At 69.8% G+C, this 25,594-nt stretch carries 28 protein-coding genes; 18 read left to right on the forward strand and 10 right to left on the reverse strand.

Annotation, left to right across the window (positions count from 1 at the left end; translation table 11 throughout):
- Window positions 1-106 precede the first annotated feature (106 nt).
- The 7 genes from DFR69_RS31135 (at window position 107) to DFR69_RS31160 (ending at window position 6,327) form a co-directional block, all read left to right on the forward strand.
- Entirely contained in the window at window positions 107-970 is an 864-nt protein-coding gene (locus DFR69_RS31135; protein ID WP_110041256.1) for a HalD/BesD family halogenase, read from the forward strand.
- A gap of 12 nt (window positions 971-982) precedes the next feature.
- The gene (locus tag DFR69_RS31140) at window positions 983-1,798 is read left to right on the forward strand and encodes a class I SAM-dependent methyltransferase (RefSeq protein ID WP_110041257.1); all 816 of its coding nucleotides are present in this window, start codon (window positions 983-985) and stop codon (window positions 1,796-1,798) included.
- Window positions 1,799-1,807: 9 nt separating this feature from the next.
- Complete coding sequence (locus DFR69_RS31145) at window positions 1,808-3,628, forward strand: choline/carnitine O-acyltransferase (RefSeq protein ID WP_110041258.1); 1,821 nt, start codon at window positions 1,808-1,810, stop codon at window positions 3,626-3,628.
- 80 nt (window positions 3,629-3,708) lie between these two features.
- Complete coding sequence (locus DFR69_RS31150) at window positions 3,709-3,972, forward strand: phosphoribosyl-ATP diphosphatase (RefSeq protein WP_110041330.1); 264 nt, start codon at window positions 3,709-3,711, stop codon at window positions 3,970-3,972.
- A gap of 62 nt (window positions 3,973-4,034) precedes the next feature.
- The gene (hisG, locus tag DFR69_RS31155; protein WP_110041259.1) at window positions 4,035-4,886 is read left to right on the forward strand and encodes an ATP phosphoribosyltransferase; all 852 of its coding nucleotides are present in this window, start codon (window positions 4,035-4,037) and stop codon (window positions 4,884-4,886) included.
- 179 nt (window positions 4,887-5,065) lie between these two features.
- Complete coding sequence (locus DFR69_RS35630) at window positions 5,066-5,200, forward strand: hypothetical protein (protein WP_261774652.1); 135 nt, start codon at window positions 5,066-5,068, stop codon at window positions 5,198-5,200.
- Window positions 5,200-6,327: a YeiH family protein gene (locus DFR69_RS31160; RefSeq protein ID WP_110041260.1), complete on the forward strand. Its 1,128-nt coding sequence runs from the start codon at window positions 5,200-5,202 to the stop codon at window positions 6,325-6,327. The genes DFR69_RS35630 and DFR69_RS31160 overlap by 1 nt, the downstream gene beginning before the upstream one ends.
- Here DFR69_RS31160 and DFR69_RS31165 read toward each other — a convergent pair.
- Window positions 6,317-7,171, reverse strand: coding sequence for a helix-turn-helix domain-containing protein (locus tag DFR69_RS31165; protein WP_110041261.1), 855 nt, complete (start codon window positions 7,169-7,171; stop codon window positions 6,317-6,319). The two genes, DFR69_RS31160 and DFR69_RS31165, sit on opposite strands and share 11 nt — an antisense overlap.
- Window positions 7,172-7,264: 93 nt before the next feature.
- Here DFR69_RS31165 and DFR69_RS31170 point away from each other — a divergent pair, with 93 nt between their 5' ends.
- Complete coding sequence (locus DFR69_RS31170; RefSeq protein ID WP_110041262.1) at window positions 7,265-8,467, forward strand: cytochrome P450; 1,203 nt, start codon at window positions 7,265-7,267, stop codon at window positions 8,465-8,467.
- Window positions 8,468-8,474: 7 nt separating this feature from the next.
- On the opposite strand, the gene DFR69_RS31175 is transcribed toward DFR69_RS31170, so the two are convergent.
- Window positions 8,475-9,380: a RecB family exonuclease gene (locus tag DFR69_RS31175; RefSeq protein ID WP_110041331.1), complete on the reverse strand. Its 906-nt coding sequence runs from the start codon at window positions 9,378-9,380 to the stop codon at window positions 8,475-8,477.
- Window positions 9,381-9,497: 117 nt separating this feature from the next.
- Here DFR69_RS31175 and DFR69_RS31180 point away from each other — a divergent pair, with 117 nt between their 5' ends.
- A complete protein-coding gene (locus DFR69_RS31180; RefSeq protein ID WP_110041263.1) occupies window positions 9,498-10,331 on the forward strand; it encodes a tRNA (adenine-N1)-methyltransferase in 834 nt (277 codons plus the stop codon).
- 36 nt (window positions 10,332-10,367) lie between these two features.
- Here DFR69_RS31180 and DFR69_RS31185 read toward each other — a convergent pair whose 3' ends face one another.
- Together DFR69_RS31185 and DFR69_RS31190 are read right to left on the reverse strand one after the other, a co-directional pair.
- Window positions 10,368-11,648, reverse strand: a complete 1,281-nt coding sequence (locus DFR69_RS31185) for an acyltransferase family protein (protein WP_110041264.1) — start codon at window positions 11,646-11,648, stop codon at window positions 10,368-10,370.
- 92 nt (window positions 11,649-11,740) lie between these two features.
- Window positions 11,741-12,271, reverse strand: coding sequence for a WKL family lipoprotein (locus tag DFR69_RS31190; protein ID WP_110041265.1), 531 nt, complete (start codon window positions 12,269-12,271; stop codon window positions 11,741-11,743).
- A gap of 187 nt (window positions 12,272-12,458) precedes the next feature.
- On the opposite strand from DFR69_RS31190, the gene arc reads away from it, so the two are divergent.
- Window positions 12,459-14,219, forward strand: coding sequence for a proteasome ATPase (gene arc / locus DFR69_RS31195; protein WP_110041266.1), 1,761 nt, complete (start codon window positions 12,459-12,461; stop codon window positions 14,217-14,219).
- Between the two features lie 315 nt (window positions 14,220-14,534).
- Here the strand turns inward: arc and DFR69_RS31200 are convergent, their stop codons facing one another.
- A complete protein-coding gene (locus DFR69_RS31200) occupies window positions 14,535-15,224 on the reverse strand; it encodes a peptidylprolyl isomerase (RefSeq protein WP_110041267.1) in 690 nt (229 codons plus the stop codon).
- A 124-nt stretch (window positions 15,225-15,348) separates the two neighbouring features.
- Window positions 15,349-15,846 (reverse strand): nitroreductase/quinone reductase family protein, encoded by a 498-nt coding sequence (locus DFR69_RS31205; RefSeq protein WP_167456475.1) that lies wholly within the window; start codon window positions 15,844-15,846, stop codon window positions 15,349-15,351.
- A 69-nt stretch (window positions 15,847-15,915) separates the two neighbouring features.
- Between DFR69_RS31205 and DFR69_RS31210 the strand changes: the two genes are divergently transcribed.
- Window positions 15,916-16,284 (forward strand): arsenate reductase family protein, encoded by a 369-nt coding sequence (locus DFR69_RS31210; protein WP_110041269.1) that lies wholly within the window; start codon window positions 15,916-15,918, stop codon window positions 16,282-16,284.
- Between the two features lie 96 nt (window positions 16,285-16,380).
- On the forward strand, window positions 16,381-16,689 hold the full coding sequence (locus tag DFR69_RS31215; protein ID WP_110041270.1) for a hypothetical protein: 309 nt from the start codon (window positions 16,381-16,383) through the stop codon (window positions 16,687-16,689).
- Between the two features lies 1 nt (window position 16,690).
- Here the strand turns inward: DFR69_RS31215 and DFR69_RS31220 are convergent, their stop codons facing one another.
- From DFR69_RS31220 to DFR69_RS31230, 3 genes are all read right to left on the reverse strand, one after another.
- Window positions 16,691-17,221 carry an NUDIX hydrolase gene (locus DFR69_RS31220; protein WP_110041271.1) on the reverse strand — a complete coding sequence of 177 codons (531 nt, stop codon included), beginning with the start codon at window positions 17,219-17,221 and terminating at the stop codon, window positions 16,691-16,693.
- A 28-nt stretch (window positions 17,222-17,249) separates the two neighbouring features.
- A complete protein-coding gene (gene yidC, locus DFR69_RS31225) occupies window positions 17,250-18,125 on the reverse strand; it encodes a membrane protein insertase YidC (RefSeq protein ID WP_110041272.1) in 876 nt (291 codons plus the stop codon).
- Between the two features lie 82 nt (window positions 18,126-18,207).
- Window positions 18,208-18,507 carry a DUF6412 domain-containing protein gene (locus DFR69_RS31230; protein ID WP_244198551.1) on the reverse strand — a complete coding sequence of 100 codons (300 nt, stop codon included), beginning with the start codon at window positions 18,505-18,507 and terminating at the stop codon, window positions 18,208-18,210.
- Between the two features lie 75 nt (window positions 18,508-18,582).
- Here DFR69_RS31230 and DFR69_RS31235 point away from each other — a divergent pair, with 75 nt between their 5' ends.
- Complete coding sequence (locus DFR69_RS31235; protein ID WP_232999306.1) at window positions 18,583-19,311, forward strand: TetR/AcrR family transcriptional regulator; 729 nt, start codon at window positions 18,583-18,585, stop codon at window positions 19,309-19,311.
- A gap of 1 nt (window position 19,312) precedes the next feature.
- On the opposite strand, the gene DFR69_RS31240 is transcribed toward DFR69_RS31235, so the two are convergent.
- Entirely contained in the window at window positions 19,313-20,491 is a 1,179-nt protein-coding gene (locus DFR69_RS31240) for a DUF418 domain-containing protein (protein ID WP_110041275.1), read from the reverse strand.
- 136 nt (window positions 20,492-20,627) lie between these two features.
- Here DFR69_RS31240 and dop point away from each other — a divergent pair, with 136 nt between their 5' ends.
- The 5 genes from dop to pafA all read left to right on the forward strand — a co-directional run bounded on the left by dop (window position 20,628) and on the right by pafA (window position 25,570).
- A complete protein-coding gene (gene dop, locus DFR69_RS31245) occupies window positions 20,628-22,127 on the forward strand; it encodes a depupylase/deamidase Dop (RefSeq protein WP_110041276.1) in 1,500 nt (499 codons plus the stop codon).
- Window positions 22,128-22,244: 117 nt separating this feature from the next.
- On the forward strand, window positions 22,245-22,439 hold the full coding sequence (locus DFR69_RS31250; protein ID WP_067492090.1) for a ubiquitin-like protein Pup: 195 nt from the start codon (window positions 22,245-22,247) through the stop codon (window positions 22,437-22,439).
- A complete protein-coding gene (gene prcB, locus DFR69_RS31255; RefSeq protein ID WP_186817493.1) occupies window positions 22,436-23,281 on the forward strand; it encodes a proteasome subunit beta in 846 nt (281 codons plus the stop codon). Before DFR69_RS31250 ends, prcB begins: the two co-directional genes overlap by 4 nt.
- Window positions 23,278-24,045, forward strand: a complete 768-nt coding sequence (gene prcA / locus DFR69_RS31260) for a proteasome subunit alpha (protein ID WP_110041277.1) — start codon at window positions 23,278-23,280, stop codon at window positions 24,043-24,045. Before prcB ends, prcA begins: the two co-directional genes overlap by 4 nt.
- A 166-nt stretch (window positions 24,046-24,211) precedes the next feature.
- Window positions 24,212-25,570: a Pup--protein ligase gene (gene pafA, locus DFR69_RS31265; RefSeq protein WP_186817494.1), complete on the forward strand. Its 1,359-nt coding sequence runs from the start codon at window positions 24,212-24,214 to the stop codon at window positions 25,568-25,570.
- Window positions 25,571-25,594 lie beyond the last annotated feature (24 nt).

Below are 25,594 nucleotides of genomic sequence, written 5' to 3' on the forward strand. Positions count from 1 at the left end.
AAAACTCTTGCCGCACAGTCGAATTCATCTCACTGTGATCTGTTCGGGATAGGCCGGATTCGGCGAAACGCGGGCGTGTCGCGGAAAGTTCCCGCAAAATGAACGCATGACAGGCATGCGGGGGCTTGACGAAATCGTCGACATCGCACGGTATCCGCTCACCGAACTCGGTGGTGACGGCAGGCGCGCCGCCGTGGCGGCCGCGCGGGCCGAACTCGCCGAGGACGGCTGCACGGTCCTGCGCGGATTCATCCGGCCGGAGTTGTGGGCCACGCTGCGCGTGGAGGGGGAGCGGATCGCCCCGCACGCCCACTACAAGGTGGAGCGGGTCAACGCCTACAACATCCCGCTCGACGCCGATCTGCCCGAGGATCATCCGGCCCGGATCGTGCTCGATCGCGGCAACGCCTTCGTCGCCCGCGACCGCATCCCCGCCGACGCGCTGATCCAGCGCCTCTACACCGACCCCGTCTTCCAGCGTTTCGTCGCCGACTGCTTCGAACTCGACGAGCTGCACGAATTCGCCGATCCACTGGCCGGGTTGTGCCTCAATGTCGTCGAGCCGGGCATGTCGCATCCGTGGCATTTCGACACCAACGAGTTCACCGTCAGCATGCTCACCCGGCGCCCCGAGGCCGGTGGCGTCTTCGAGTACTGCCCCAACATCCGTGATCCGCGCGCCGAGCATCTCGACGACGTGCGGTCCGTGCTCACCGGCGAGGGCGAGCGGTTCATCCGCGCGCTGGAGTTGCGCCCCGGTGATCTGCAGCTGTTCAAGGGCCGCTTCTCCCTGCACCGCGTCACCGAGGTGGCCGGTGCGGGCCAACGACATTCGGCGATCTTCGCCTACACGGACCGGCCAGGGGTGATCGGCACTGTCGAACGCACCAGGCAGCTGTTCGGCCGTGTCCTGCCCGACCACGTGGCCGCCGCGGCCGACGCCGTCCGAGGTGACCGACTGCTCGACTGAGAGGAACCGCCCATGTCCGTTCCGTTGCACACCACCGGCAAAGCATCCTTCGACGACATCTACGAAAGTCCTGATCCGCGTGCCTACTTCGCGCGGATGAACGAGCTGGACTACCGGATTCCGGAACTGGCCAAGCCGCACTTCCAGGAGCAGTTGCGCCAGCTGCGCGCCGCCCGGCCGGACCGGATCCCGACGGTGCTGGACCTGGGGTGCTCCTACGGGGTGAACGCGGCGCTGCTGCGGACCGGCACCACGGTCGAGGAGCTGGCCGGGCACTATCGCGACCACGCCGAGACCGACAAGGTCGGGCTGATCGCGGCGGACCGGGAGCGGTTACGCACCGACCTGCTGCCCGACGTACGCTTCGTCGGGATGGACGCCGCACGCCCGGCGCTTGCCTACGCTCACGCCGCCGGATTCCTGCACGACTACGTGCACGCCGACCTCGAGGCCACCGAGCCGACCGAGGCGCAACGCCGTGTGCTCGCCTCGGCGGATCTGGTGATCTCCACCGGCTGTGTCGGCTACATCACCGAGAAAACCCTGTCCAGGGTCGCGCAAGCGGATCCACACAAGCGACCGTGGATGGCGCATTTCGTGTTGCGGATGTTCGATTTCGGCCCCATCGCCGAGGAACTCGCCGCGCTCGGCTATCGCAGCGAGCAACGTCCCGGTATGTTCCAGCAGCGTCGCTTCGCCTCCGATCAGGAACGCGCCCAGGTGCTGGATGCGTTGGCCGCCAAGGGAATCGACACCACCGACCACGAAGCCGAGGGCTGGCTCTACGCCAACCTGTTCGTCTCCCGCCCGCATCCCATCGAGACCTGAGGATCTGGATTGAACCAACCGACGTTCGCCGCCGAAGACACCCTGCCCCGGGTACCGCTGCCGACACTGGACGACAGTTGCGCGCGGTTCCTGCAGTGGTGCCGACCGCTGCTCGACGCCGACGAACTCGCCACCACCGAGGCCGCAGTAGCCGAGCTGCTGCGGCCCGGTGGTGCGGGCCGGACCCTGCACGCCGCGCTCGCGGAATACGACGCGACGCCCGGGGTCGGCAGCTGGCTCGACGAGTTCTGGCCCTCGCGTTACCTGGGCCGCCGCGATCGGATCGCGCTCAACGCCAACTTCGTGTTCCTCTTCCGCGACGACACCCCGCTCGCGGCCTCGACCGTGGCCGGGCAGACCGAGCGGGCCGCGGCGCTCGTCGGCGCCGCCGTGGACTACAAGCTCGCGCTGGACAAGGAGCAGATCCCGCCGGTCACCCAGCGCGGTCAGCAGCTGTCGATGTGGCAGAACAAGTACTTGTTCTCAGAGACCCGGATCCCGGGCGAGATCCAGGACTCCGTGCGCAAGCCGTACAGCGCGGAGTGGCCGGGTCCGTCGGACGCCCGCCACATCGTGGTCTTCTACCGCGGCAACGCGTTCCGGATGGACGTGATCGGCGCCGACGGCGCGCCGTACGCGTTCTCCGACGTCGTCGACGGGCTGCGCGCCGTGATCAAGGGCGGCACCAAGCCCGCCGCCACCGACACCGCCGTCGGCCACCTCACCACCAAGGCGCGCGCGGAATGGGCGCGCAGCCGGGCCGCGCTGCGCACCGAGCCCGCCAACCTCGCCGCGTTCGACGAGATCGAGACCGCGCTGTTCGCGGTGTGCCTGGAGGACTTCGCCCCGCGCGACGAACTGCACGCCTGCGATCAGCTGCTGCACGGCGACAGCGCCAACCGGTACTTCGACAAGTCGGTGTCGTTCATCGTCTTCGCCGACGGCCAGGCAGGCATCAACATCGAGCACTGCGGGCTCGACGGCACCACCGTGCTGTCGTTCGTGGACGCGCTGCTCGAGCGGACCGCGCAGGACCACGCCGCTACCAGCGGCGCGCGGGCCCAGGGGCTGCCCTCGGTCGAGCCGATCGAGTTCGTCCTCGATTCGGCCGCGCGGGCCGACATCGCCGCGGCGGGCGCCGACTTCGCGCGCTTCGCCGCCGACACCGCCACCTCGCTGGTCTCCTTCGACGACTTCGGGACCGCGGCGGCCAAGCGGCTCGGCATCTCGCCCGACGCCTTCGCCCAGCTGGCCTACCAGCTCGCCCACCGGCGCAGCAAGGGCCTGACCGGCGCCACCTACGAGTCCATCGCGACCCGGCAGTTCCGCAACGGTCGCACCGAGGCCATGCGCGTGGTGACCCCGGAGATGGTGGCCTTCGTCGACGCGATGGTCGACGACACCGCCGACCGCGCCACCCAGCTGGCGGCGGCCCGCGCGGCGGCGAGCGCCCACGTCGGCCGGGCCAAGGAGTGCCAGGCAGGACAGGCGCCGGAACAGCACCTGTGGGAGCTGGAGTGGATCCAGCGCAGGCGCGGCCCCGAACTCGGCCTTGCCGACGAGCGGATCGCCCTGTTCGACAGCCCCGGCTGGACGATCATGCGCGACGACTACCTGAGCACCAGCTCGGCGCCGTCGCAGTACATCCGCTACTTCGGCTTCGGCTCCACCAGCCCGAAGTGCATCGGCATCGCCTACGTGCTGCTGCCCGACCGCTGGAACATCTACCTGGCCACGCCGAAGTCGGTGGCCGAGGAGATGTACGCCTTCGCCGACCACCTGCGTACTGCGGTCGCCGACCTGCGCGAACTCCTCGCGGACCAGTCCTGACCGGTCCCCGCGCATCGTGGCCCCCGACGGCCGCGGTGCGCGGGAAAACCGGTGTACACGGTGTGAAACAATCACTCATCGTGAAGAACTTCGAATCCCTGTTCGCCGAGCTGACCGAGCGTGCCCAGACCCGCCCCGAGGGGTCGGGCACCGTGGCCGCATTGGACGCCGGCGTCCATTTCCAGGGTAAGAAGGTGCTGGAGGAGGCCGGGGAGATCTGGCTGGCCGCCGAGCACGAGAGCGACGAAGCCCTCGCCGAGGAGATCTCCCAGTTGCTGTACTGGGTCCAGGTGATGATGGTGGGTCGCGGGCTGAAGCTCGAGGACGTGTACCGACATCTGTGACGGCTGATCCGTCCCGTCGACACGTCGTCCCCTCCGCTTCTCCCCGAAAGGTCCCCATTCCCATGTTGCGCGTCGCTGTTCCCAACAAGGGTTCGCTGTCGGAATCGGCCGTCTCCATCCTCAGCGAGGCCGGTTACCGCAAACGCACCGATTCTCGCGAGCTCACCGTCCTCGACCCCGTCAACCAGGTCGAGTTCTTCTTCCTGCGGCCCAAGGACATCGCCATCTACGTCGGCTCCGGTGAGCTCGACCTCGGCATCACCGGCCGCGACCTGGCGCTGGACTCCGGCTCGCCGGTGACCGAGCGGCTCTCCCTCGGCTTCGGCCGCTCGACGTTCCGCTATGCCGCCCCGGCCGGGGACGAGTGGAAGGTCGAGGATCTGGCGGGCAAGCGGATCGCCACCTCGTACCCGAACCTGGTGCGCGCGGATCTGGCGCGGTTCGGGATCGAGGCCGAGGTGATCCGGCTCGACGGCGCGGTGGAGATCTCCATCCAGCTCGGCGTGGCCGATGCGATCGCCGACGTCGTCGGTTCGGGTCGCACCCTGCGCCAGCACAATCTGGTCGCCTTCGGTGAGTCGCTGTGCGACTCGGAGGGCGTGCTCATCGAGCGCACCGGCTCCGATCGCGACGACCGGGCCCGCAACCAGCTCATCGCCCGCATCCAGGGTGTGGTGTTCGCCCAGCAGTACCTGATGCTCGACTACGACTGCCCCAAGTCGCTGCTCGACGAGGCCGTCGCCATCACCCCCGGCCTCGAGTCGCCGACGGTGTCCCCGCTGACCGACCCCGAGTGGGTCGCGGTGCGCGCCCTGGTCCCGCGCAAGCAGGGCAACGACCTGATGGACCGGCTCGCCGATCTCGGCGCGAAGGCCATCCTGGCCACCGACATCCGGTCCTGCCGCGCCTTCTGAGTGATCGCGCTGACGGCCCGGCGAGCATCACACTCGCCGGGCCGTCGCCGTTCGTCGGCCATTATCGCCCGCGCGGCGCCGCGATCCGCGAGATCGGCTCAGGCTGAACGCAATCGGTGTGGGGCGGGGAGCGCGTTGCTACCTTGCGGTTTCTCGATGAGGAAAACCAAGGAGTCACCGTGTCGCAGACACCACCCGAGCCGCGCCCGGGCAGCGCGTTCACCTGGAACGAGGACTGGCTGGCGACCGTCGTCGGCCTCGCCCTGATCGGCCTGGTGCTGGTCGGCGCGATTCCCGGCTGGCTGGTGCCGTGATGAGCGAGCCACGGACAACCACCGAAACCGCCGCGCTGCAGGCCGATCCGAAACCGGCCGCCGTCGATGTGGTGGCCGGGATCGCGCTGGTGCTCGCGCTGGGCGCGCTGACCCGCTACTTCGACACCCAGGCGCCGCGGTGGGCCGAGGGCACGCCGTTCCAGCGGGTCGCCAAGTCGGTGGAATACCCGGTGTACGCGATCGCGATCGGCCTGCTCGGCAATGTCGTGCTGGGCAAGCTGGGGCTGCGGGATCGGCTCTCGGCCGGGTTCCGGACCGAGTTCTTCATCAAGACCGGCGTGGTGCTGCTCGGCGCGTCGATCAATCTGAAGATCCTGGTGACGGCCGCCGCGCCGGCGATCGTGCAGGCGCTGGCCTTGATCACGATCGTCTTCGGGTTCACCTGGTGGTTCGGCGGGCTGCTCGGGCTCGACGACAAGCTGCGGGCGCTGCTGTCCTCGGCGGTTTCCATCTGCGGCGTCAGCGCGGCCATCGCGGCGGCGGGCGCGGTGCAGGCCCGCCGGGAGCAGATCGCCTACGCGGCCTCGCTGGTGATCATCTTCGCACTGCCCTCGATCTTCCTGCTGCCCTGGCTCGCCGACGTGCTCGGCCTGTCGGCCGCGGTCGCGGGGGCGTGGATCGGCGGCAACATCGACACCACGGCGGCGGTGGCGGCGGCGGGCGCGCTCGCGGGGGAGGACGCGTTGAAGATCGCCACCATCGTCAAGACCACGCAGAACGCGCTCATCGGGGTCGTCGCGATCGCGCTGACCGCCTGGTTCGCCTTCCGCGTCGACCGCACTCCGGGTGCGGCCCGCCCGAGCCTGGGCGAATTCTGGTCCAGATTCCCGAAGTTCGTGCTCGGCTTCCTGGCCGCCTCGATCATCGGCACCCTCTACCTGCAGTCGGTCGACAAGAAGACCGGCGCCGCGCATCTGGCGGTGATCAACGATCTGCGGACCTGGTTCCTGATCCTGGCGTTCGTCTCGATCGGCCTCGAGTTCTCGCTGCGCGGCCTGCGCGAGGCGGGGTGGCGGCCGATCGCGGTGTTCGGCTCCGCTGTGGTGGTGAATCTCGCTGTCGGCCTGGGTCTTTCGGTGCTGCTGTTCCGCGACTTCACGGTCTGAGGGTGAGCCGCCGCGCCGCGGCGAGCAGCTCGGCGCGGTAGTGGTCGCGCTCGGGCCGGGTGACCGCGGCGCGCAGCGGGCCGAGCTGGAGTTCCCAGCGCGGCAGGTCGTCGGCGTCGAACACCGGGGCCGCCAGGTAGGCGATCGGGAGATCGCGCGCGCTGTCGAGGTCGGCGACGGTGTGCGGATAGCCGCTGAGCCCGGCCAGCAGCCCGAGCACGCGCCGGCGCAGCGGCCCGGTGGTGGGTGAGTCGGCCAGGTGGCCCGCCACCTCGGCCAGGACGTCGAGGGTGCCGAGGTCGGCCGGGTCGATGCCCCAGACCGCGACCCCGGCGGCCCGGATCTCGGTCAGCGCGTCGGTGAGTTCCCGGCGCTGGGTGGGATCGGCCGAATCCAGCCACGCGCGCTGCCGGTCCGGCCCGGCGAAGGCGATGACGCTCGCGGCGGCGGGGGCGCGCAGGGGCAGCCGGGTCCCGACGGTGACCCCGGCCGGGACCCGGCCGTTGTGCGCGGCGAGCGCGACGAAGGTGAGCGCCGAGGGCGTGACCACCGACAGCGCGGCGCCGCAGCCGACCCGGTCGGCCAGCGCCCGTAGCTCGGCGGCGGCCTCCGGGGGCAGGTCGGCGCGCGCGGTCGAGCCCGGCAGGGCGGGCCCGGGCCGGTAGGTGAGGTCCGGCCCGCGCCGCACCCACTGCCGTTCCTCCAGGGTGGCGAGGATGGCCGCGACGGTGGAGCGGCTCAGCCCGAGCGCGTCGGCGACCGCGGCCGCCGTGCGCGGGGTCCGCGTCCGGGTGAGCAGTTCCACGACGGCGACGACCCGTTCGGTCGGTGGTGAACCGTGCACAAACTGCCCCTTGTCGTTCGGGTCTCGGTCGCCTACCTTCTGCGTACCGAAAAATCGGATAGCGGACACGAATACTCGTGTCAGGAGGATTGTATGACGACTCCATCGATTCTGGACCGGCTCGACGTCGAGGACATCGACTTCGCCTTCCAGGACACCCCCGACCTGCACGAACTGCTCGCCGACCTGCGCTCCCGCAAGCCCTACGCGGTGGTCCCGTTCGCCGGCGTGCGCGCGGTGCTGCTGCTCACCCACGACCTGGTGGCCGCGGCGTTCAAGGACGAGGAGACGTTCCCGGCCAGGGCGGTGTACTCGATGACCACCGAACCCGTGCTCGGTCGCACCCTGCAGTGCATGGCGGGCGACGAGCACCGCGTGCACCGCGCCATCGTGTCGCCGCCGTTCCGGCGCAGCCAGGTGACGGGGTGGATCGAGCCGCTGCTGGAACCGATCGCCCACGAACTGATCGACCGGTTCGCCGCCGCGGGCACCGCCGACCTGGTCACCGAATTCACCACCCGCTACCCGGTTCTGGTGATCAGCAGGCTGCTCGGACTGCCCGTCACCGACGAGGCGACCGTGCTGCGCTGGGCGCACGACCTGTTCTACTTCCCGCTGGATCCGGCCGCGGCCGAACGGGCCTCGCGCGAGTTCGCCGACTACGTCGTCCCGATCATCGCCGCCCGCCGCGCCGCGCCTGGCGAGGATCTGATCTCGCAGCTCGTCACCGAATCCGTCGACGGTGAGCAGCTCACCGACGATCAGGTGCTGGCCTTCCTGCGGCTGCTGTTTCCCGCGGGCGCCGACACCACCATGCTCGCGCTCGGGAACACCGTGTCGGCGTTGCTGTCTCATCCCGACCAGCTCGCGGCGGTCGCCGCCGACCCGGCCGAGCAGGCGCAGTGGGCGATCTGGGAGGGGCTGCGCTGGGAACCGCCGGTGGGGCTGCTGCCGCGCGCGTGCCCGGAGGCGGTGCACTGGCAGGGCCTCGACATCCCGGCGCTGACGCCGATGATCTTCTCGATCAACGCCGCGCACCGCGATCCGGCGAAGTATGCCGATCCGCACCGGTTCGACATCGGCAGGCGGACCACCACGATGCTGTCGTTCGGGCAGGGGCCGCACAGCTGCCTGGGCAGCTGGCTGGCGCTGGCCGAGCTGCGCACCGGGCTGACCGCGTTGGTGACCCGATTGCCCGGCCTGCGGTTGGTCGAGGACGGCCCGTCGGCCGCGGTGACGAGTCAGGTGGGGACGGCGCTGCGCGGGCCCTCGGCGCTGCCGGTGCGCTGGGACTGAGCCGGGCTCACACGTCCTCGTCGGCACGCACGTCGGGGATGCCGAGCTCGGTCGGTGCAGGCTCCCCGTGCGGCCAGCCCGGATACGGCGGCGGCGTGCCGCCGAACTCCGGGCACAGGTGCTGGAATTCGCAGTACCGGCACATCGCGTTGCGATTGGCGGGGAAGTCGCCGGTGCGGCCCGCCACGAGGATGGCCTCCCAGAGCGCGGTGAGGATCCGGGCGAAACGTTCCAGTTCGGCGCGCTCGGGGGCGTAGGTGAGCAGCACTTTGTCGGCGAGGTAGATCAGCCGCAGCTGCGCGGGCACGATGTCGCGGGTGCGCAGGATCATCAGGGCGTAGAACTTGAGCTGGAACAGCGCGCGGGCCTCGTGCAGCGGGCCGGGGGAGCGGCCGGTCTTGTAGTCGACCACCCGGAGCAGACCGTTGGGCGCGATATCGATGCGGTCGACGAATCCGCGCAGGGGGACGGCGCCGTCGAGATCGACCTCGACCCGTTCCTCCAGCGCGTGCGGTTCGAACGCGGTCGGATCCTCGAGCTCGTAGTAGCTCGCGACCAGGCGGCGCACCTCCGCGAACAGCGCCTCGGGACCGCCCGCGGCGACCAACTCGTCGAGCCCGTCGCGGTCCGCGCGCACCCGCTCCCACGCGCCGGGCACCAGCTCGGCCGCGCGCCCGGCATGGCGCTGCTCGGCGGGCAGCGCGAACAGGTCCTCGAGGACCGCGTGCACGACCGTCCCCCGCACCGCCGCCCGCGTCGGCGGCTCCGGAATCCGATCGATCGCCCGGAACCGGTACTTCAGCGGGCACTGCTTGAAATCGCTTGCCCGCGAAGGTGACAGCGCCGGCCGCGACCGTGTGACGGGTCCGTCGGCGGCGTCGTCGGCGAGGGACGCGGGCACAGGCACTGACATACTGCGCAGGGTATCGGCCGCCACCGACACGTCCGGGGAATCGGCGGGACTCACCCCGTTTCGGGTGGTCGGCGGCGACCTGGCAGGCTGGGGAGTCCATTCGAAGAACGGAGATCCATGACGGCCAGACGGACCGGTCCATTCGCCATCGGGGACCGGGTGCAGCTGACCGATGCCAAGGGGCGCCTCTACACGGTGGTGTTGGAGGAAGGGAAGGAATTCCACACCCACCGCGGCGGCATCAAGCACGACGAGCTCATCGGCACCGACGAGGGCAGCGTCGTGAAGTCCACCAACGGCACCCCCTACCTGGCGCTGCGGCCGCTGCTGGTCGACTACGTGCTGTCGATGCCGCGCGGCGCCGCCGTCATCTACCCCAAGGACGCCGCGCAGATCGTGCACGAGGGCGACGTGTTCCCCGGCGCCAGGGTGCTCGAGGCCGGCGCCGGTTCGGGCGCGCTGACCTGTTCGCTGCTGCGCGCGGTCGGGCCGGAGGGCGAGGTGATCTCCTACGAGATCCGCGACGATCACGCCGAGCACGCGGTGCGCAATGTGGAGACCTTCTTCGGTGAGCGTCCGTCGAACTGGTCGCTCACGGTGGCCGACGTCGCGCAGTACGAGGGCGAACCGGTCGATCGGGTGGTGCTGGACATGCTCGCGCCGTGGGACGCGCTGCCCGCGGTCTCGAAGGCGCTGGTGCCCGGCGGTGTGCTGATCGTCTACGTCGCGACCGTCACCCAGCTGTCGAAGGTCGTCGAGGCGCTGCGCGAGCAGGAGTGCTGGACCGAACCGCGCTCGTGGGAGTCGATGGTCCGCGGCTGGCACGTGGTCGGCCTGGCCGTGCGGCCCGAGCACCGGATGCAGGGGCACACGGCGTTCCTGGTGAGCGCGCGGCGCCTGGCCGAGGGCACCGTCACCCCCAAGCCGCAGCGCCGTCCGTCCAAGGGCTGAGCGTCCTGGCGGCGCGGGCATGCTCGTCCGCGCCGCTCACGGCCGGGTCAGCAGCCGCGCCGCCACCAGTGCCGCCGCGGCCACGGCGAACCAGCGCCACCCGTCCGCGGTCAGGCCGAAGCGGGTGGCCTGCAGGATCGCCGACCCGGCCGCGGCCACCGCGCCCACCGTCAGCGCCGAGCGCGCCCCGCGGACCGGCGCGACGGCGCCGTCCCACCAGCGCAGCGGCGAGTTCTCCAGGCCGCGTAAGGCCAGGAACAGTACGAAGGTCAGCGTGAGGGTGACGCCGAGCTGCACCCCCGTCTGCGCCCAGAACCCCGGGTGTGCCGGACCCGACCGGTCGACGCCGGCCAGGTGCCCGAGCACGATCACGGTGAGCAGGGCGGGCATGTGCCACAGATACAGCGTCATGGCGCCGGTGTTGCCGATCACCGTCACCCACCACACGCGCGGGCGGTGGGCGATCCGGCGCAGCCACCCGACGGCGGCCACGGCCGCACAGCACAGCACCACGGCGTGCCCGGCCAGCAACAGCGACGGTGGCGCCAGATTCGACAGCCGCTGGCCCGGCACGGTCACCAGACTCGTCTCGTAGGGGCCCAGCGCCACCAGCAACACGTCCACGACCAGCACGGCGGCGGCCACCGCCGCCGCGGTCCGGCGCGGCAGCAGTCCGCGGAGATGACCGATGCCGAGCACGGCCGGGATCAGCCAGACGAGCAGATTCAGGTAGCCCAGCGCGGCGGGTCCACCGTTCAGCCGTATCGCGTCCACGACCGCCGTCAGCCCGACGAGGACAGCGACGACAGCGAACAACCGGCGACCGTCGGTGACGACGGCCGCGAGCATCGGCACGCAGGCCAGGACCACCAGGTACGTGCCGAGGAACCACAGCAGCTGCACGCTGGTCACCGCGAGCGGATGGTCCCAGCCGGGCCCCAGCACCCGGCCCGCGACCAGCACCAGCAGCACGGAGGCCGCGAGGAAGTACACCAGCGGCCGGACCAGCCGCTGGGTGCGCCGGAACAGCCAAGGGCCCCAGGCCGTCCCGGCTCCGAGCCCGCGCGCGCCCGCGGCGGCGCCCGCGAAGAAGAACAGCGGCAGCACCTGCAACAGCCAGGTCAGCGGTTGGAGAACGGGCAGGTCGGCGAGGACGTTGCCGAACCGCGCCTGCCCGTCGCGCACGGTGACCGTCAGCATCAGGCAGTGGCCGATCACGACGACCAGCAGCGAGGACAGCCGCAGCAGATCCAGCACCCGGTCGCGATCGGCGGGGGTGTTCGCCGCGACGGCCGCGACCCCGGGAACGACACTCATACCGGAGACGATCGCAGACCCCGCCCAGCGCGCCCACCGTGGACCTACGCGCCCGGCGCGGGGAACTACTCAGGCGCGCCCGTGCGGAGCGCTCAGGCGGGGGTGCAGGGCGCCTGCGCGAAGCCGAGCAGCAGGCAGCCGCTCGCGTCGGACAGCTTCCAGGTGCCGTCGACGTTCTCCCAGGTGACCGGGAAGGCGGGCGCGGTGCCGTGCGGCGAGGTGATGGTCACGTCGGCGGTGGCGCTGTTGCCACTGGGCACCACGTTGGCGACGGCGAAGGACAGGGTGTATCCCGCGAGCATGCCGTTCATCTGATCGATGTTGGCCTTGCGCGCCTCACCGTTGACGATCAGCTTCGACTTCTCGTCGGTCGACAGCGCCGGGTCGGCGAACTGCACCAGCGTCGCCTTCAGGGAATCGGCGGTGGGGGCGCCGGCGTTGTCACCGGACGGAGCCGGAGTTGCCGAAATGCTGGACGGAGCGGCCGCGATACTGGTACTGCTGCTGGTGGCGTTCGTCGAGGAATCGTCGGAGCCGCCGCAACCGGTCAGTCCGACGGTAACGGCGAGCGCCGCTGCGGCGGTAGCGACGGTGACACGGATCGTGCGGGGAGGAAGGAGCATGCTCAGCAACCTTTCGGTTCGACGGCGAGTGCCCCGTGCGGGGTGTTAGGGGAGCCTAACAGGAGAATATTCGTCGCTGGATGTCGTACCGACCGTACAAGATGTGATCACGACGAAACCATGTCGGAAAGCGAGAACGGACCGCGCCCGGTAGCGTTGAAAGACCGGGACTGGGAGGAGCAGCATCATGAGCCCCAACGAGAATTCGGATTCGGCGGCCTGGCGAGAGCTCGAGGCGGTACGCGCCGAGGCGGCTGCTCTCCGCAGGCAACTCGCCGACTCGCCGGATCGCACACGCGAATTGGAAGCACGGATCGATTCGCTGACCATCCGCAACGGCAAGCTGATGGACACGCTCAAGGAAGCGCGTCAGCAGCTGATCGCCCTGCGCGAGGAAGTCGATCGGCTCGGACAGCCGCCCAGCGGTTACGGCATCGTCATCCACGCCTACGAGGACCAGACGGTCGACGTCTTCACCTCCGGTCGCAAGATGCGCCTCACCTGCTCGCCCAACATCGACGTCGCCACCCTCGAGTACGGCCAGACCGTCCGCCTCAACGAGGCGCTCACCGTCGTCGAGGCGGGCAACTTCGACGCCATCGGTGAAATCGGCACGCTGCGCGAGATTCTCGACGACAACCGCCGCGCTTTGGTGGTCGGCCACGCCGACGAGGAGCGCGTGGTGTGGTTGTCCGGCCCGCTGAGCAAGCTGGCCGAGTTCGACGACCTCGACGATCCGGACGCCCCGATTCGCCGTCTGCGCCCCGGTGATTCGCTGCTGGTCGACACCAAGGCCGGCTTCGCCTTCGAGCGCATCCCCAAGGCCGAGGTCGAAGACCTTGTCCTGGAAGAGGTTCCCGACGTCGACTACACCGACATCGGTGGTCTCGGCAGGCAGATCGAGCAGATCCGCGACGCGGTCGAACTGCCCTTCCTGCACAAGGATCTGTTCCGTGAGTACGCGCTGCGCCCGCCCAAGGGTGTGCTCCTCTACGGTCCGCCCGGTTGCGGTAAGACTCTGATCGCCAAGGCCGTCGCCAACTCGCTGGCCAAGAAGATCGCCGAAGCCCGTGGTGAGGACGCCAAGGAGGCCAAGTCCTTCTTCCTCAACATCAAGGGCCCCGAGCTGCTCAACAAGTTCGTCGGCGAGACCGAACGCCACATCCGGATCATCTTCCAGCGGGCGCGCGAGAAGGCCTCCGAGGGCACCCCGGTGATCGTGTTCTTCGACGAGATGGACTCGATCTTCCGCACCCGTGGCTCGGGCGTCTCCTCCGATGTGGAGACCACCGTTGTGCCGCAGCTGCTTTCGGAGATCGACGGCGTGGAGGGCCTCGAGAACGTCATCGTGATCGGCGCGTCCAACCGCGAGGACATGATCGACCCCGCGATCCTGCGGCCCGGCCGCCTCGACGTGAAGATCAAGATCGAGCGACCCGACGCGGAATCGGCACAGGACATCTTCTCGAAGTACCTCACCGAGACGCTGCCGCTGCACGAGAGCGATCTGCGCGAGTTCGACGGCGACAAGGCCGCGTGCGTGGAGGCGATGATCGAGAAGGTCGTCGAGCGGATGTACGCCGAGAGCGACGACAACCGGTTCCTGGAGGTCACCTACGCCAACGGTGACAAGGAGGTCCTGTACTTCAAGGACTTCAACTCCGGCGCGATGATCCAGAACATCGTGGACCGAGCGAAGAAGTACGCGATCAAGTCCGTGCTCGACACCGGCAACCCGGGTCTGCGGATACAGCATCTGTTCGACTCGATCGTCGACGAGTTCGCCGAGAACGAGGACCTGCCCAACACCACCAACCCCGATGACTGGGCACGGATCTCGGGCAAGAAGGGTGAACGGATCGTCTACATCCGCACCCTGGTCACGGGCAAGAACGCCTCGGCCAGCCGCGCGATCGACACCGAGTCCAACACCGGTCAGTACCTGTAGGTCCACGTCCGGACGGAGGCCGCGTTCCCTGGGGACGCGGCCTCCCGCGCGTCGCGGGGTTCGGTGAATATTTTTCACCGAAAACGCCGCGCGACAAAGAGTGAATAGGGCATGCTTCACTTGTTCGTCACGCCTGATGAGGACGCGTAACCGAGGAGTGTGCCCCATGGCCGGTTCAGCTGCTGAGTTCCTGACCGAAGTGATCCTGCAGACGATCCAGAATCTGTTCAGCTCGATCAGCGCGGGCTGATCCACCCACCCGCACGGCGAGGGCCGCGTCTCCCACCAGGGAGACGCGGCCCTCGCTCGTAGGGGTCAGCCCTGGGCGACCGTCACGGTGTTGAGGACCACGTCGGCCACCGGCTTGCCGTCGGGGCCGCCGCCGACCACACCGGCGTCGGCGACGGTGGTGAGCACGTCGAGCCCGGCGGTCACCCGGCCGAAGGGGGTGTAGTTCGGCGGCAGCGGCGTGTCGCGGTGGACCAGGAAGAACTGGCTGCCGTTGGTGCCGGGGCCCGCGTTGGCCATCGCGACGGTGCCCGCCGGGTAGACCGCGCCCGCGAGGTTCTCGTCGCCGAAGCGGTAGCCGGGGCCGCCGGTCCCTGTGGCGGTGGGATCGCCGCACTGCAGCACGTAGATGCCGTCGGTGGTGAGGCGGTGGCAGCGGGTGTGGTCGAAGTAGCCCTCGCCGGCGAGGAAGGCGAAGGAGTTGACCGTGCGCGGCGCGGCGGCGGCCTCGAGCGCGATCGTGATGGTGCCGCAGGTGGTCTCCAGCGTCGCGGTGTGCGCGGCGGCCTGGTCGATCGTGAGGGCGGGCTCGACGGGCCACTGCTTGCCGTTGGGGGTGCCGGCGAGCGCCGGCGCGCAACCGGGCACCGTCTGGTGGACCGGAGCGGCGGGGGCGGCGGGGGCGACCGCCACCAGGGCGGCCAGCGCGGCGGTGAGGCCGAGGGCCGCGCGGCGGACGGTGGCGACGATGGATCGGTCCTGCGTGTGACTGCTCACCTGGACGGTGTCTCCTCGAGATGGGGTGCTGCCGGACGATGTATCGCGCATCCTGCCAGTCGCGGGCGCCGGGAGCCAGACCCCGGCGTCCGCGCGGCCGGAGCTGGTTGGGGCGGTGGGTGATTCAGCGCGGTGTCAGCTCGACCACGACGCCGCCCTGCTGCCAGGTCTGGTAGATGTCGGCCTTGGACGGTTCGCCGTCGGCGGTGTACCCGATGCCGTTGAATTTGGCGTTCTGCTTGTTGTCCCTGGCGATGACGGCGTAGAGCTCGAGTACGGACTGTTCGTCGGAATGCACGGTGGCGGTGAAGGTCTCGGGCGCACCGCCGCGGGTGAGGCGCACCTCGGCGCCGCCGCGCAGGTTCTTCACCCACGGCCGCAGCGCCGTGCCGACGAGCAGGGAGTCCTGGTGCACCGTGTAGGCCACGGGCACGTCGTAGACCGTGCCGGACTTGCGCCCGGTGACGTGCAGGGTCGCGAGCCGCTTGCCGACGATGCCGGACAGCACCGGCACTTTCAGCAGGCCGCGCACGAAGCTGTTCACCCGGTGCTGGTAGGGCCGCAGCGGTTCGGGGCCGGTCGTTGTCGGTGTGCCGTAAGGGTTTTCCGAAGTGGAGGTCATGTCTCCAGTATCGGCTCGTCGCCGTGCGCGCGCCACCGCGCCTGATCGCGAACCCATTACGCTGGGCGGATGACTTCCGAACCGACCGAGATCTGGCACAACCCGCGATGCTCGAAGAGTCGCAACGCCACCGCGCACCTGGACGCCGCCGGGGTCGAGTACACGGTGCGCCGGTATCTCGACGATCCGCCGACGGTCGCGGAACTGCGCGCGGTGCTGGTCCGGCTCGGCGCGCAGCCGTGGGACATCACCCGCACCGGCGAGGCGGTCGCCAAGGAACTCGGCATGGCGGGCTGGGGGCGCACCGATGCCGATGTCGACCGGTGGCTGACCGCGCTCGCCGAGCATCCGCAACTGATCCAGCGGCCCATCGTGCTCACCGCCGACGGTGGCGCGGTCGTGGCCCGGGACGACGAATCGCTGCGCGAACTGGGCTGATCCGCGATAGCTCGCGGGTAACTATTCGGGCACGACCGTAACGGGCGTCGCGATTCCCATGATGTAGATCACATCATCGGGACATGGGAGGTTGACATGAAATCGCTTCGCAAGCTCGCCGTCGGCGTCACCGCCGCCGGACTCATCGGTGCCTCGACCCTGCTCGCCGCACCCGCCCAGGCCCAGCCGCCGGGGCACTGCTCGGTGAACCCCATCGCGGGCACCGGCGCGTTCTCCCAGTGCGGCGATCCGGTCTGGCACCAGGTGCGGGTCACCTGCTGGGCCTGGTGGAACTGGTTCAGCAGCTACGAGCGGTACGGTCAGCCCGCGTTCGGTGGATTCCACTCCGAAACGGCCTGTGACCTGCCGTTCAGCATGCAGACCTGGCAGGTGATCGTCTACTGAGTCAGCCTCTGCCGTCCAGCAGGCCGTCGAGCAGGACCCGGGTGTCGGGGACGAACGGCCAGGCCGGGTCGCGCAGGTGCGCCCGCAGTTCGTCGTCGCGCCACCACCAGCCGTCCGCGATCTCGGACGGCTGGTGCCGGATCGGCCCGTCCCAGCGCACTTCGTAGCCGAACAGGTGGCAGCGCAACGGCTTTGCGGCCCACGCGCCGTCCCATGAAGCGGTGGCGCGCGGGACCGGCGTCACGCCGTCGATGCCGAGTTCCTCGCGCAGTTCGCGCACCGCGGTCGCGGCGGGGTCCTCGCCCGCGTCGACCACGCCGCCGGCCAGGCAGTCGTGCATCCCCGCGAAGACGAGTTTGCTGTCGGTACGCCGATGGACGTAGATCCGGCTGCCGTCACCCGAGCGCACCAGCACTCCGGCGCTGGCGTGCCAGAGTCCGTCGCGATAGACGACGCCGCGCTCGGCCGACCCGATCACGCGGCCCTCGGCGTCGTAGACGGCCAGCAGTTCCGACTCTGGATTCGCGGTCACCGCCCGAGGGTAACCCGGGCGGCGCCCCTCACCGCCGGCGTGGTTTCGCCCCCGGCCGGGGCGCCGACGCGCTCGCCCGCTTGGCGGCCTCGGTCGTGGCGACGGCGGCCTCGGCGGCGAGCTTGCGGCGGATCAGGTACTGCTGACCGCAGGTCCACGACGCGTTGGTGGCGAAGTAGACCAGCACCGCGATCGGCAGGATCGCCCCGCTGACCAGCGCGCCCGCCGGGAACACCCACAGCGACAACCGGCGCATGATCGCCGCGGTGCCGTCCGCGGCCGGGGGCGTGAGCCGCGCGGTGAGGTGGGTCGCCAGCGCGGCGAGCAGCACCAGCGGGACGACGAGCACGGCCACGGACGCGAGGTGCTCGCCCGCGGCGGTCATGGTCGCCGACAGCGGCGCACCGAAGATCCGGGCGTCGAGGAACGCGTGCACGTCGGGCACGCCCAGCAGATAGTTCGCCGTCTCCCGATTCGCCGCCGCGGACAGGGGAGTGTCGGTCGAGGTGAACGGACCCACCGCGTGCGCGCCGGTGCGGTCGAACGAACGCAGCACGTGGAACAGGCCGAGGAACACCAGCGCCTGCGCGAGCAGCGGGACCAGGCCCGCGAACAGGCGGACGCCGTGCTCGCGATGTAGTGCTCGGATCCGCTCGGCCTGCGCGCGCTGGTCGTCGGCATGGCGGCGGCGGATCTTGTCGATCTCGGGTTGAAGGGAGCGCAGCAGTGCCTGGGAGCGGGCCTGGCGCAGCGCGGGGACGATCAGTAGGGCCCGCACGGTGACGACGAGCGCGACCACGGCGAGCAACCAGGTGAGCCCGTGCGCGGGACCCAAGGGGAGGGCGAAGAGCCGGTGCCAGCACCAGAGCGCGGCGGACACCGGGAAATAGACGATATCGAGCATGACGGAACGACCTGTCCGGAAGGGCGTGCGCGAACGCACGAGCGAGGAAGGGGATCACCGGATCCGACAGGCGCGCGGCCCGTCAGAGGTGGTCGTCTCCCGGTGCCCGAGGTCGTGGCCGCCCCGCCGCGTCCGGATTGCTCTGGGGCAGGAACGCGCCGCGCAGGCGGCGCTGGGCCGATCGCGGAGGGCCCATCGCGGCCACCCGGACGGGAACCAGCCGGTGGCCGGTGAGCGCGACCAGCGCGCAGGCCATGGTGGCGGCGATCGCGCCCGCGGCGACCAGATGCGCCGTCTCCGCGCCGGGCATGCTCACGAGCGCGACGGCGGGCAACAGGTACGCGAGGACCGCGTAGACCGTGACCATCGCCGGAGACCGCATGCCGACGAGCATACCGAGCCCGGGTAACTGCGACGATGTGTCTCGCGCACCCCGGGCACGCGTATCGTGACCACTGTGACCGCACCATCCGCTCAGCACGCGCAACCCGTCGGCGACGGGCGGGCCACCCGTTGGCAGGGACACAAGGCCAAACGCCGTGCGGAGATGATCGACGCGGCCGTCGAGGTGATCGAGGAGCACGGCGTCGAGATCTCGGTGCAGTTGATCGCCGAGCACCTGGCCCTGCCCCGACCGGTGGTGTACCGCCATGTCGGCGGCCGCGCCGAGCTCGACGCGCTGGCCCGGCAGCGCATCCTGGAACTGCTGCTCGCGGAGCTGCTGCCCGCGCTGCGCCCCGACGGCACCCTCAAGGACGCGGTGCGCGGCGCCATCGGCACCTATCTCGGCTGGATCGACCGGCATCCCAATCTGCACCGCTTCCTCGGTGACGCCGCGCCCGAGGGCAGTGGCGCCAGTCTCGGTGGCGCGGGACGCGAGGTCGGTGGACAGCTGGCCGACATGTTCGCGGCGAGCCTGGCCCGCTTCGGCATCGACTCCGCCAGGGCCAGGCCCATGGCATTCGGCATGGTCGGGCTCGTCGACGGGGTGGTGGCCAGCTGGCGTGCCGACGCGCAGCCGGTGCTGTCCACCGAGCAGATCCAGGGCATCCTGACCGAATCGGTGCTGTCGCTGTTCGAAGGCAACGCTCGCAGTCTCGGCGTTCCGTTGCAACGGGATTCGCTGGTGTCGGATCTGCTCGTGGCCCCGGACGCCGCGCCGCCGCCGGAGGAGCGGTTCCGCTGACTCACTCCGCCACCAGCTGATAGGTGCGGTGCCACAGCCACTCCACCGGGCCGCGCTGGAATCGGCGCAGCCACAGGTGGGCGAACAGGGTGATGAGCGCGACCACCAGCAGGTAGATCCCGATCGTGAACGGGACCCGCGCGGCCTCGGAGGTCCGTGCCGCCAGCCCGAAACCCCAGCCGTAGCACAGGATTCCGGCGATCAGGTTCTGCAGGATGTAGCAACTGAGCGCGGTCCGGCCGACCTCGCCGAGCCGAGCACCGGCGAACCCCACGCGCGGGCGGCGCAGGTAGAACTGCGCCACCGCGGCCAGGATGCCCAGCGCCACGAACGGCGCGGTCCCGTAGCGGGTGAGCATGACCAGGCCACCGCCACCGAAGACGCCGACCGCGAAGTCCAGCGGCGCCGCGACCGCGAAACCGATCACCATGAGCCGCTGCCGGATCCGCGCGCCCTCGGGCCGGAACACCCCGGCGTGGTAGAGCCGCGCGCCGAGCAGGAACAGCGCCACCGACATGGGGAACACCAGTATCGCTTCGAGCCGGAACGCCAGCACGTTGTCGAGGCGGAACAGCACCAGATCCCAGAACGAGCCGTCGGCATACGGATTCGGGTCCAGCGGGGCCGCGGCGGCCCGCTCGCCGTCGGGTGCGAAGGCCAACGCGGCCGCGATCAGGGTGAGCATGGTCACGTGGATCGAAGCGGCCACGATCAGCCAGCGTCGTTGGGCCCGTTCGCTCGTCGCCAGCAGATAGGCGACCACCAGGCCGGTCACCGCGTAGCCCATCAGCACGTCGAACTCGGCGACCAGCAGGAAGTTCAGCAGACCGTCGAGGAACAACAGGCCCGCCCGCCAGGGATACTTCCCCGGCCAGCGGCGGCCGCCACGGCGGGCCGAGGACTGCTGGATGGCCAGGCCGATGCCGAACATCACCGTCAACAGGCCGAGGAACTTGCCCTGGGCCAGCTGCTGCAACACCCGCTCGGTCCAGCCCCAGCCGTTCTCGGCCGCCCCACCCAGATGCTCGATGTAGCCGACCAGCCCGGCGGGATCGGTGAAGATCCAGATGTTCGTGCCGAGCGTCCCCAGGATGGCGATACCGCGCAGGACATCCAGCGCGATCAATCGGCCTGGTCGCTCGGTGGTTCCGGGGGCGAGTTGCTGCACGGATTCGCTCATGGACCGAGTATCGCGACCGCGGCGGCGCGACCGGATCGCCCGCGAGGACCATCCCCGGGTCCGCCGGGAGGGGGACCCGGGGTCCACTGGACGGAGATGCGGGTGCGGGTCGGACGCGTCGCCTAGGCTCGACGGCATGCAGCGCATCATCGGAATCGAGGTCGAGTACGGCATCTCGACCCCCACGGAGCCGACGGCCAACCCGATCCTGACCTCCACCCAGGCCGTGCTCGCCTACGCGGCCGCCGAGGGGGTGCCGCGGGCCAAGCGGACCCGCTGGGACTACGAGGTGGAATCCCCGCTGCGTGACGCGCGCGGTTTCGATCTGAGCCGGATGAGCGGGCCCGCCCCGGTCATCGACGCCGACGAGGTCGGCGCGGCGAACATGATCCTCACCAACGGCGCCAGGCTCTACGTCGACCACGCCCACCCGGAGTACTCCGCCCCCGAGGTCGTCGACCCGCTCGACGCCGTCATCTGGGACAAGGCGGGCGAGCGGGTGATGGAGGCCGCCGCCCGGCACGCCTCCAGTGTGCCCGGCGCCCCGCGCCTGCAGCTGTACAAGAACAACGTCGACGGCAAGGGCGCCTCCTACGGCACCCACGAGAACTACCTCATGAACCGCGACACCCCGTTCAGCCACATCATCGCCGGCCTCACCCCGTTCTTCGTCTCGCGCCAGGTGATCTGCGGTTCCGGTCGGGTCGGCATCGGCCAGTCCGGCGACCACGCGGGCTTCCAGCTGTCCCAGCGCGCCGACTACATCGAGGTCGAGGTCGGTCTCGAGACCACCCTCAAGCGCGGCATCATCAACACCCGCGACGAACCGCACGCCGACGCCGACAAATACCGGCGCCTGCACGTCATCATCGGCGACGCCAACCTGGCCGAGATGTCGACCTACCTCAAGGTCGGCACCACCGCGCTGGTGCTCGACCTGATCGAGGCGGGCGAGGACCTCTCGGAGTTCCAGCTGGCCCGCCCGGTCACCGCCGTGCACCAGATCAGCCACGATCCGTCGCTGCGCGCCACCGTCGCCCTGGCCGACGGCCGGGAGCTGACCGGCCTTGCGCTGCAACGGCTCTACCACGAGCGGGTCGCGAAGTTCGTCGACCGCGAGGGCAACGACGACCCGCGCGTGCGCGACATCGTCGACAACTGGGCCATGGTCCTGGACCTGCTCGAGCGCGACCCGATGGAATGCGCCAACCTGCTCGACTGGCCGGCCAAACTGCGCCTGCTCGAGGGCATGCGCAGCCGTGAGGGCCTGGGCTGGGCCGCGCCCAAGCTGCACCTGATGGACCTGCAGTACTCCGATGTGCGCCTGGACAAGGGCCTCTACAACCGCCTGGTGGCGCGCGGATCGATGAAGCGGCTGGTCAGCGAGCAGGACGTGCTCGACGCCATGACCAACCCGCCCACCGACACCCGCGCCTACTTCCGCGGCGAGTGCCTGCGCCGGTTCGGCGCCGACATCGCCGCCGCCAGTTGGGATTCGGTGATCTTCGACCTCGGCGGCGACTCGCTCGTGCGCATCCCCACGCTGGAGCCGCGCCGGGGCACGAAAGCGCACGTCGGCAAGCTGCTCGACGCCGCGGAGTCGGCCGCCGAGCTGGTCGACCAGCTCACCCACTGAGGCCGATACCGGCACGACCGGGCGACAATCCGATCGCTAATCGACCATGTTGTCGGATCCGCTCGGTAGGGTTGAAGGACGAGCACGATCATTGAGTGGAAGAGGAGGTCGGCTGCCATGGCACAAGAGCAGACCAAGCGCGCCGGGGGTGGCGACGAGGACGAGGGGCCCGAGGGCGACGGCGCCGCAGGACAGGAGCGCCGCGAGAAGCTCGCGGAGGAGACCGACGACCTGCTCGACGAGATCGATGACGTGCTCGAGGAGAACGCCGAGGACTTCGTGCGGGCCTATGTGCAGAAGGGCGGCCAGTGACCTCAGGTGACCCGTTGCGCCTCCATGCCGGACAGGCGCTGTCCTCGTTCACCGAACATCTCCGTATGCACGCGCCGGACCTGTTGCCCGCCAACAGGTTCGGCGCGGGCGATCTCACCGCCGGCGCGGACTTCGCGCCGCACGGCACCACCATCGTCGCGGTCAGCTACCGCGGCGGTGTGCTGATCGCGGGCGATCGCCGCGCCACCCAGGGCAACCTGGTGGCCTCGCGCGACATGGAGAAGGTGTACATCACCGACACCTTCTCGGCCGCGGGCATCGCGGGCACGGCCGGGCTGGCCGTGGAGATGGTGCGGTTGTTCGCAGTGGAACTGGAGTACTACGAGAAGATCGAGGGCGTCCCGCTCACCTTCGACGGCAAGGCGAACAAGCTGTCGAAGATGGTCAGGGACAACCTGCCCGCCGCGATGCAGGGACTGGCGGTGGTGCCGCTGATCGTCGGCTACGACGACCAGGTCACCGATCCCGACAAGGCCGGACGGATCGTCTCGTTCGACGTCGTCGGGTCGCGCAGCGAGGAACGGTTCGGCTACACCGCGGTGGGGTCGGGCTCGATGTTCGCCAAGTCCTCGCTCAAGAAGACCTACCGCCCCGGTCTCGACCAGGATCTCGCCCTGCGTATCGCGGTCGAATCGCTGGTCGACGCCGCCGACGACGACACCGCCACCGGTGGGCCCGACCCGCTGCGCGGGATCTACCCGACGGTGGTGCTGATCGACGCCGAGGGCGCGGTCGAGGTGGACGAGCAACGACTCGGTGCGGTCGCCACGGCCATCGCGGCCGACCGGAGCGCCGCGCAGAACGGGGGTGCCAGCGCATGACGCTGCCGTATTACGCGTCCGCCGAGCAGATCATGCGGGACAAGACCGAGCTCGCCCGCAAGGGCATCGGTCGAGGCCGCAGCGTGGTGGTGCTGGTGTACGACAAGGGTGTGCTGTTCGTCGCGGAGAACCCGTCGGCGACCCTGCACAAGATCAGCGAACTCTACGACCGCATCGGTTTCGCCGCGGTCGGTAAGTACAACGAGTTCGAGGCCCTGCGCCGGGGCGGCATCCTGCAGGCCGACCTCAAGGGCTACCAGTACGACCGGCGCGATGTCACCGGTCGTTCGCTGGCCAATCTCTACGCGCAGAGCCTGGGGTCGATCTTCACCGATCAGCTCAAGCCCTACGAGGTGGAGCTGTGTGTCGCCGAGGTCGGCTATCCGGAACAGGCGCCCGCCGCGGTGCTGTACCGGATCACCTTCGACGGGTCCATCGTCGACGAACGCGAATACGTCGTCATGGGCGGCACCACCGAGCCGATCCTGACCGCCCTCAAGTCGGCCTACAAGCCGGGTCTGAGCCTGGACGAGGCGCTGAAGGTGGCGATCGGGGCCCTGCAGGCCGGGCAGCCGGAGGCCGACAAGGACAAGCGCACCCTCGGTGTCGCCTCGCTCGAGGTGGCCACCCTGGAGCAGTCCCGCCCGCGCCGGGCGTTCCGCAGGCTGCAGGGCGCCCCGCTCGAGCAGGCGCTGGCCGGATCCGCGGACAAGCAGGTCACCGAGGTGACGCTGCCCGAACCCGAGGACGGCGCGGGGGAGTAGACACCGCCGTCACGATCATGGTCGGGCCCGCGAACCAGCACGGTTCGCGGGCCCGACCGCGTGCGGGTCACCGGATCGTTCGCTGTCCGAATCGTTGTGAACACGTATGCGAATGGGATGTCCGGAGCGCCGCGCGGGCACTGGTCATGGCTGTAGTGTCGATAGTGTGCAGCGACGAATCATGGGGATCGAGACCGAGTTCGGTGTGACATGCACCTTCCACGGTCACCGTCGGCTGTCCCCCGACGAGGTGGCCCGGTACCTGTTCCGCCGGGTGGTGTCCTGGGGCCGTAGCTCTAATGTCTTCCTTCGCAACGGTGCCAGGTTGTACCTCGACGTCGGATCGCATCCCGAGTACGCCACGGCCGAATGCGACAGCCTGGTGCAGCTGGTCACCCACGACCGGGCCGGTGAGCGGGTCCTGGAAGACCTGCTCATAGACGCCGAACAGCGGCTCGCCGAGGAAGGCATCGGCGGCGACATCTACCTGTTCAAGAACAACACCGACTCCGCGGGCAACTCCTACGGCTGCCACGAGAACTTCCTCGTGGTCCGCGCGGGCGAGTTCTCCCGGATCTCCGATGTGTTGCTGCCGTTCCTGGTGACCCGCCAGCTCATCTGCGGTGCGGGCAAGGTCCTGCAGACGCCGAAGGCGGCCACGTTCTGCCTGTCGCAGCGCGCCGAGCACATCTGGGAGGGCGTCTCCTCGGCGACCACCCGCTCGCGCCCGATCATCAACACCCGCGACGAGCCGCACGCCGACGCCGAGAAGTACCGGCGCCTGCACGTGATCGTCGGCGACTCCAACATGGCCGAACCGACCACCATGCTCAAGGTGGGCACGGCCTCGCTGGTGCTGGAGATGATCGAGGCGGGCGTGTCCTTCCGCGACTTCGCCCTGGACAACCCGATCCGCGCGATCCGCGAGGTGAGTCACGATCTGACCGGCCGCCGTCCCGTACGGCTGGCAGGCGGACGGCAGGCCAGCGCGCTCGAGATCCAGCGCGAGTACTACGCCCGCGCGGTCGAGCACCTGCGCAATCGCGACCGGGATCCGCAGGTCGACGCGGTGGTGGACCTGTGGGGCCGCACCCTCGACGCGGTCGAGGCGCAGGACTTCGCCAAGGTCGACACCGAGATCGACTGGGTGATCAAGCGCAAGCTGTTCCAGCGCTACCAGGACCGCTACAGCATGGAGCTGTCGGACCCGAAGATCGCCCAGCTGGACCTCGCCTACCACGACATCAAGCGCGGCCGCGGCGTCTTCGACCTGCTGCAGCGCAAGGGCCTGGCCAAGCGGATCACCGAGGACGAGGCCGTCGACGCGGCGGTGGAGACCCCGCCGCAGACCACCAGGGCCAAGCTGCGCGGCGATTTCATCACCGCGGCCCAGGAGGCCGGGCGCGATTTCACGGTCGATTGGGTGCATTTGAAGTTGAACGATCAAGCACAGCGCACCGTGTTGTGCAAAGATCCGTTCCGGTCGGTCGACGAGCGCGTCGACCGGCTGATCGCCTCGATGTAGGCGACACCCCCGGACGGGGGGACA

The sequence above is a fragment of the Nocardia neocaledoniensis genome (assembly GCF_003182135.1).
GTDB lineage: Bacteria > Actinomycetota > Actinomycetes > Mycobacteriales > Mycobacteriaceae > Nocardia > Nocardia neocaledoniensis.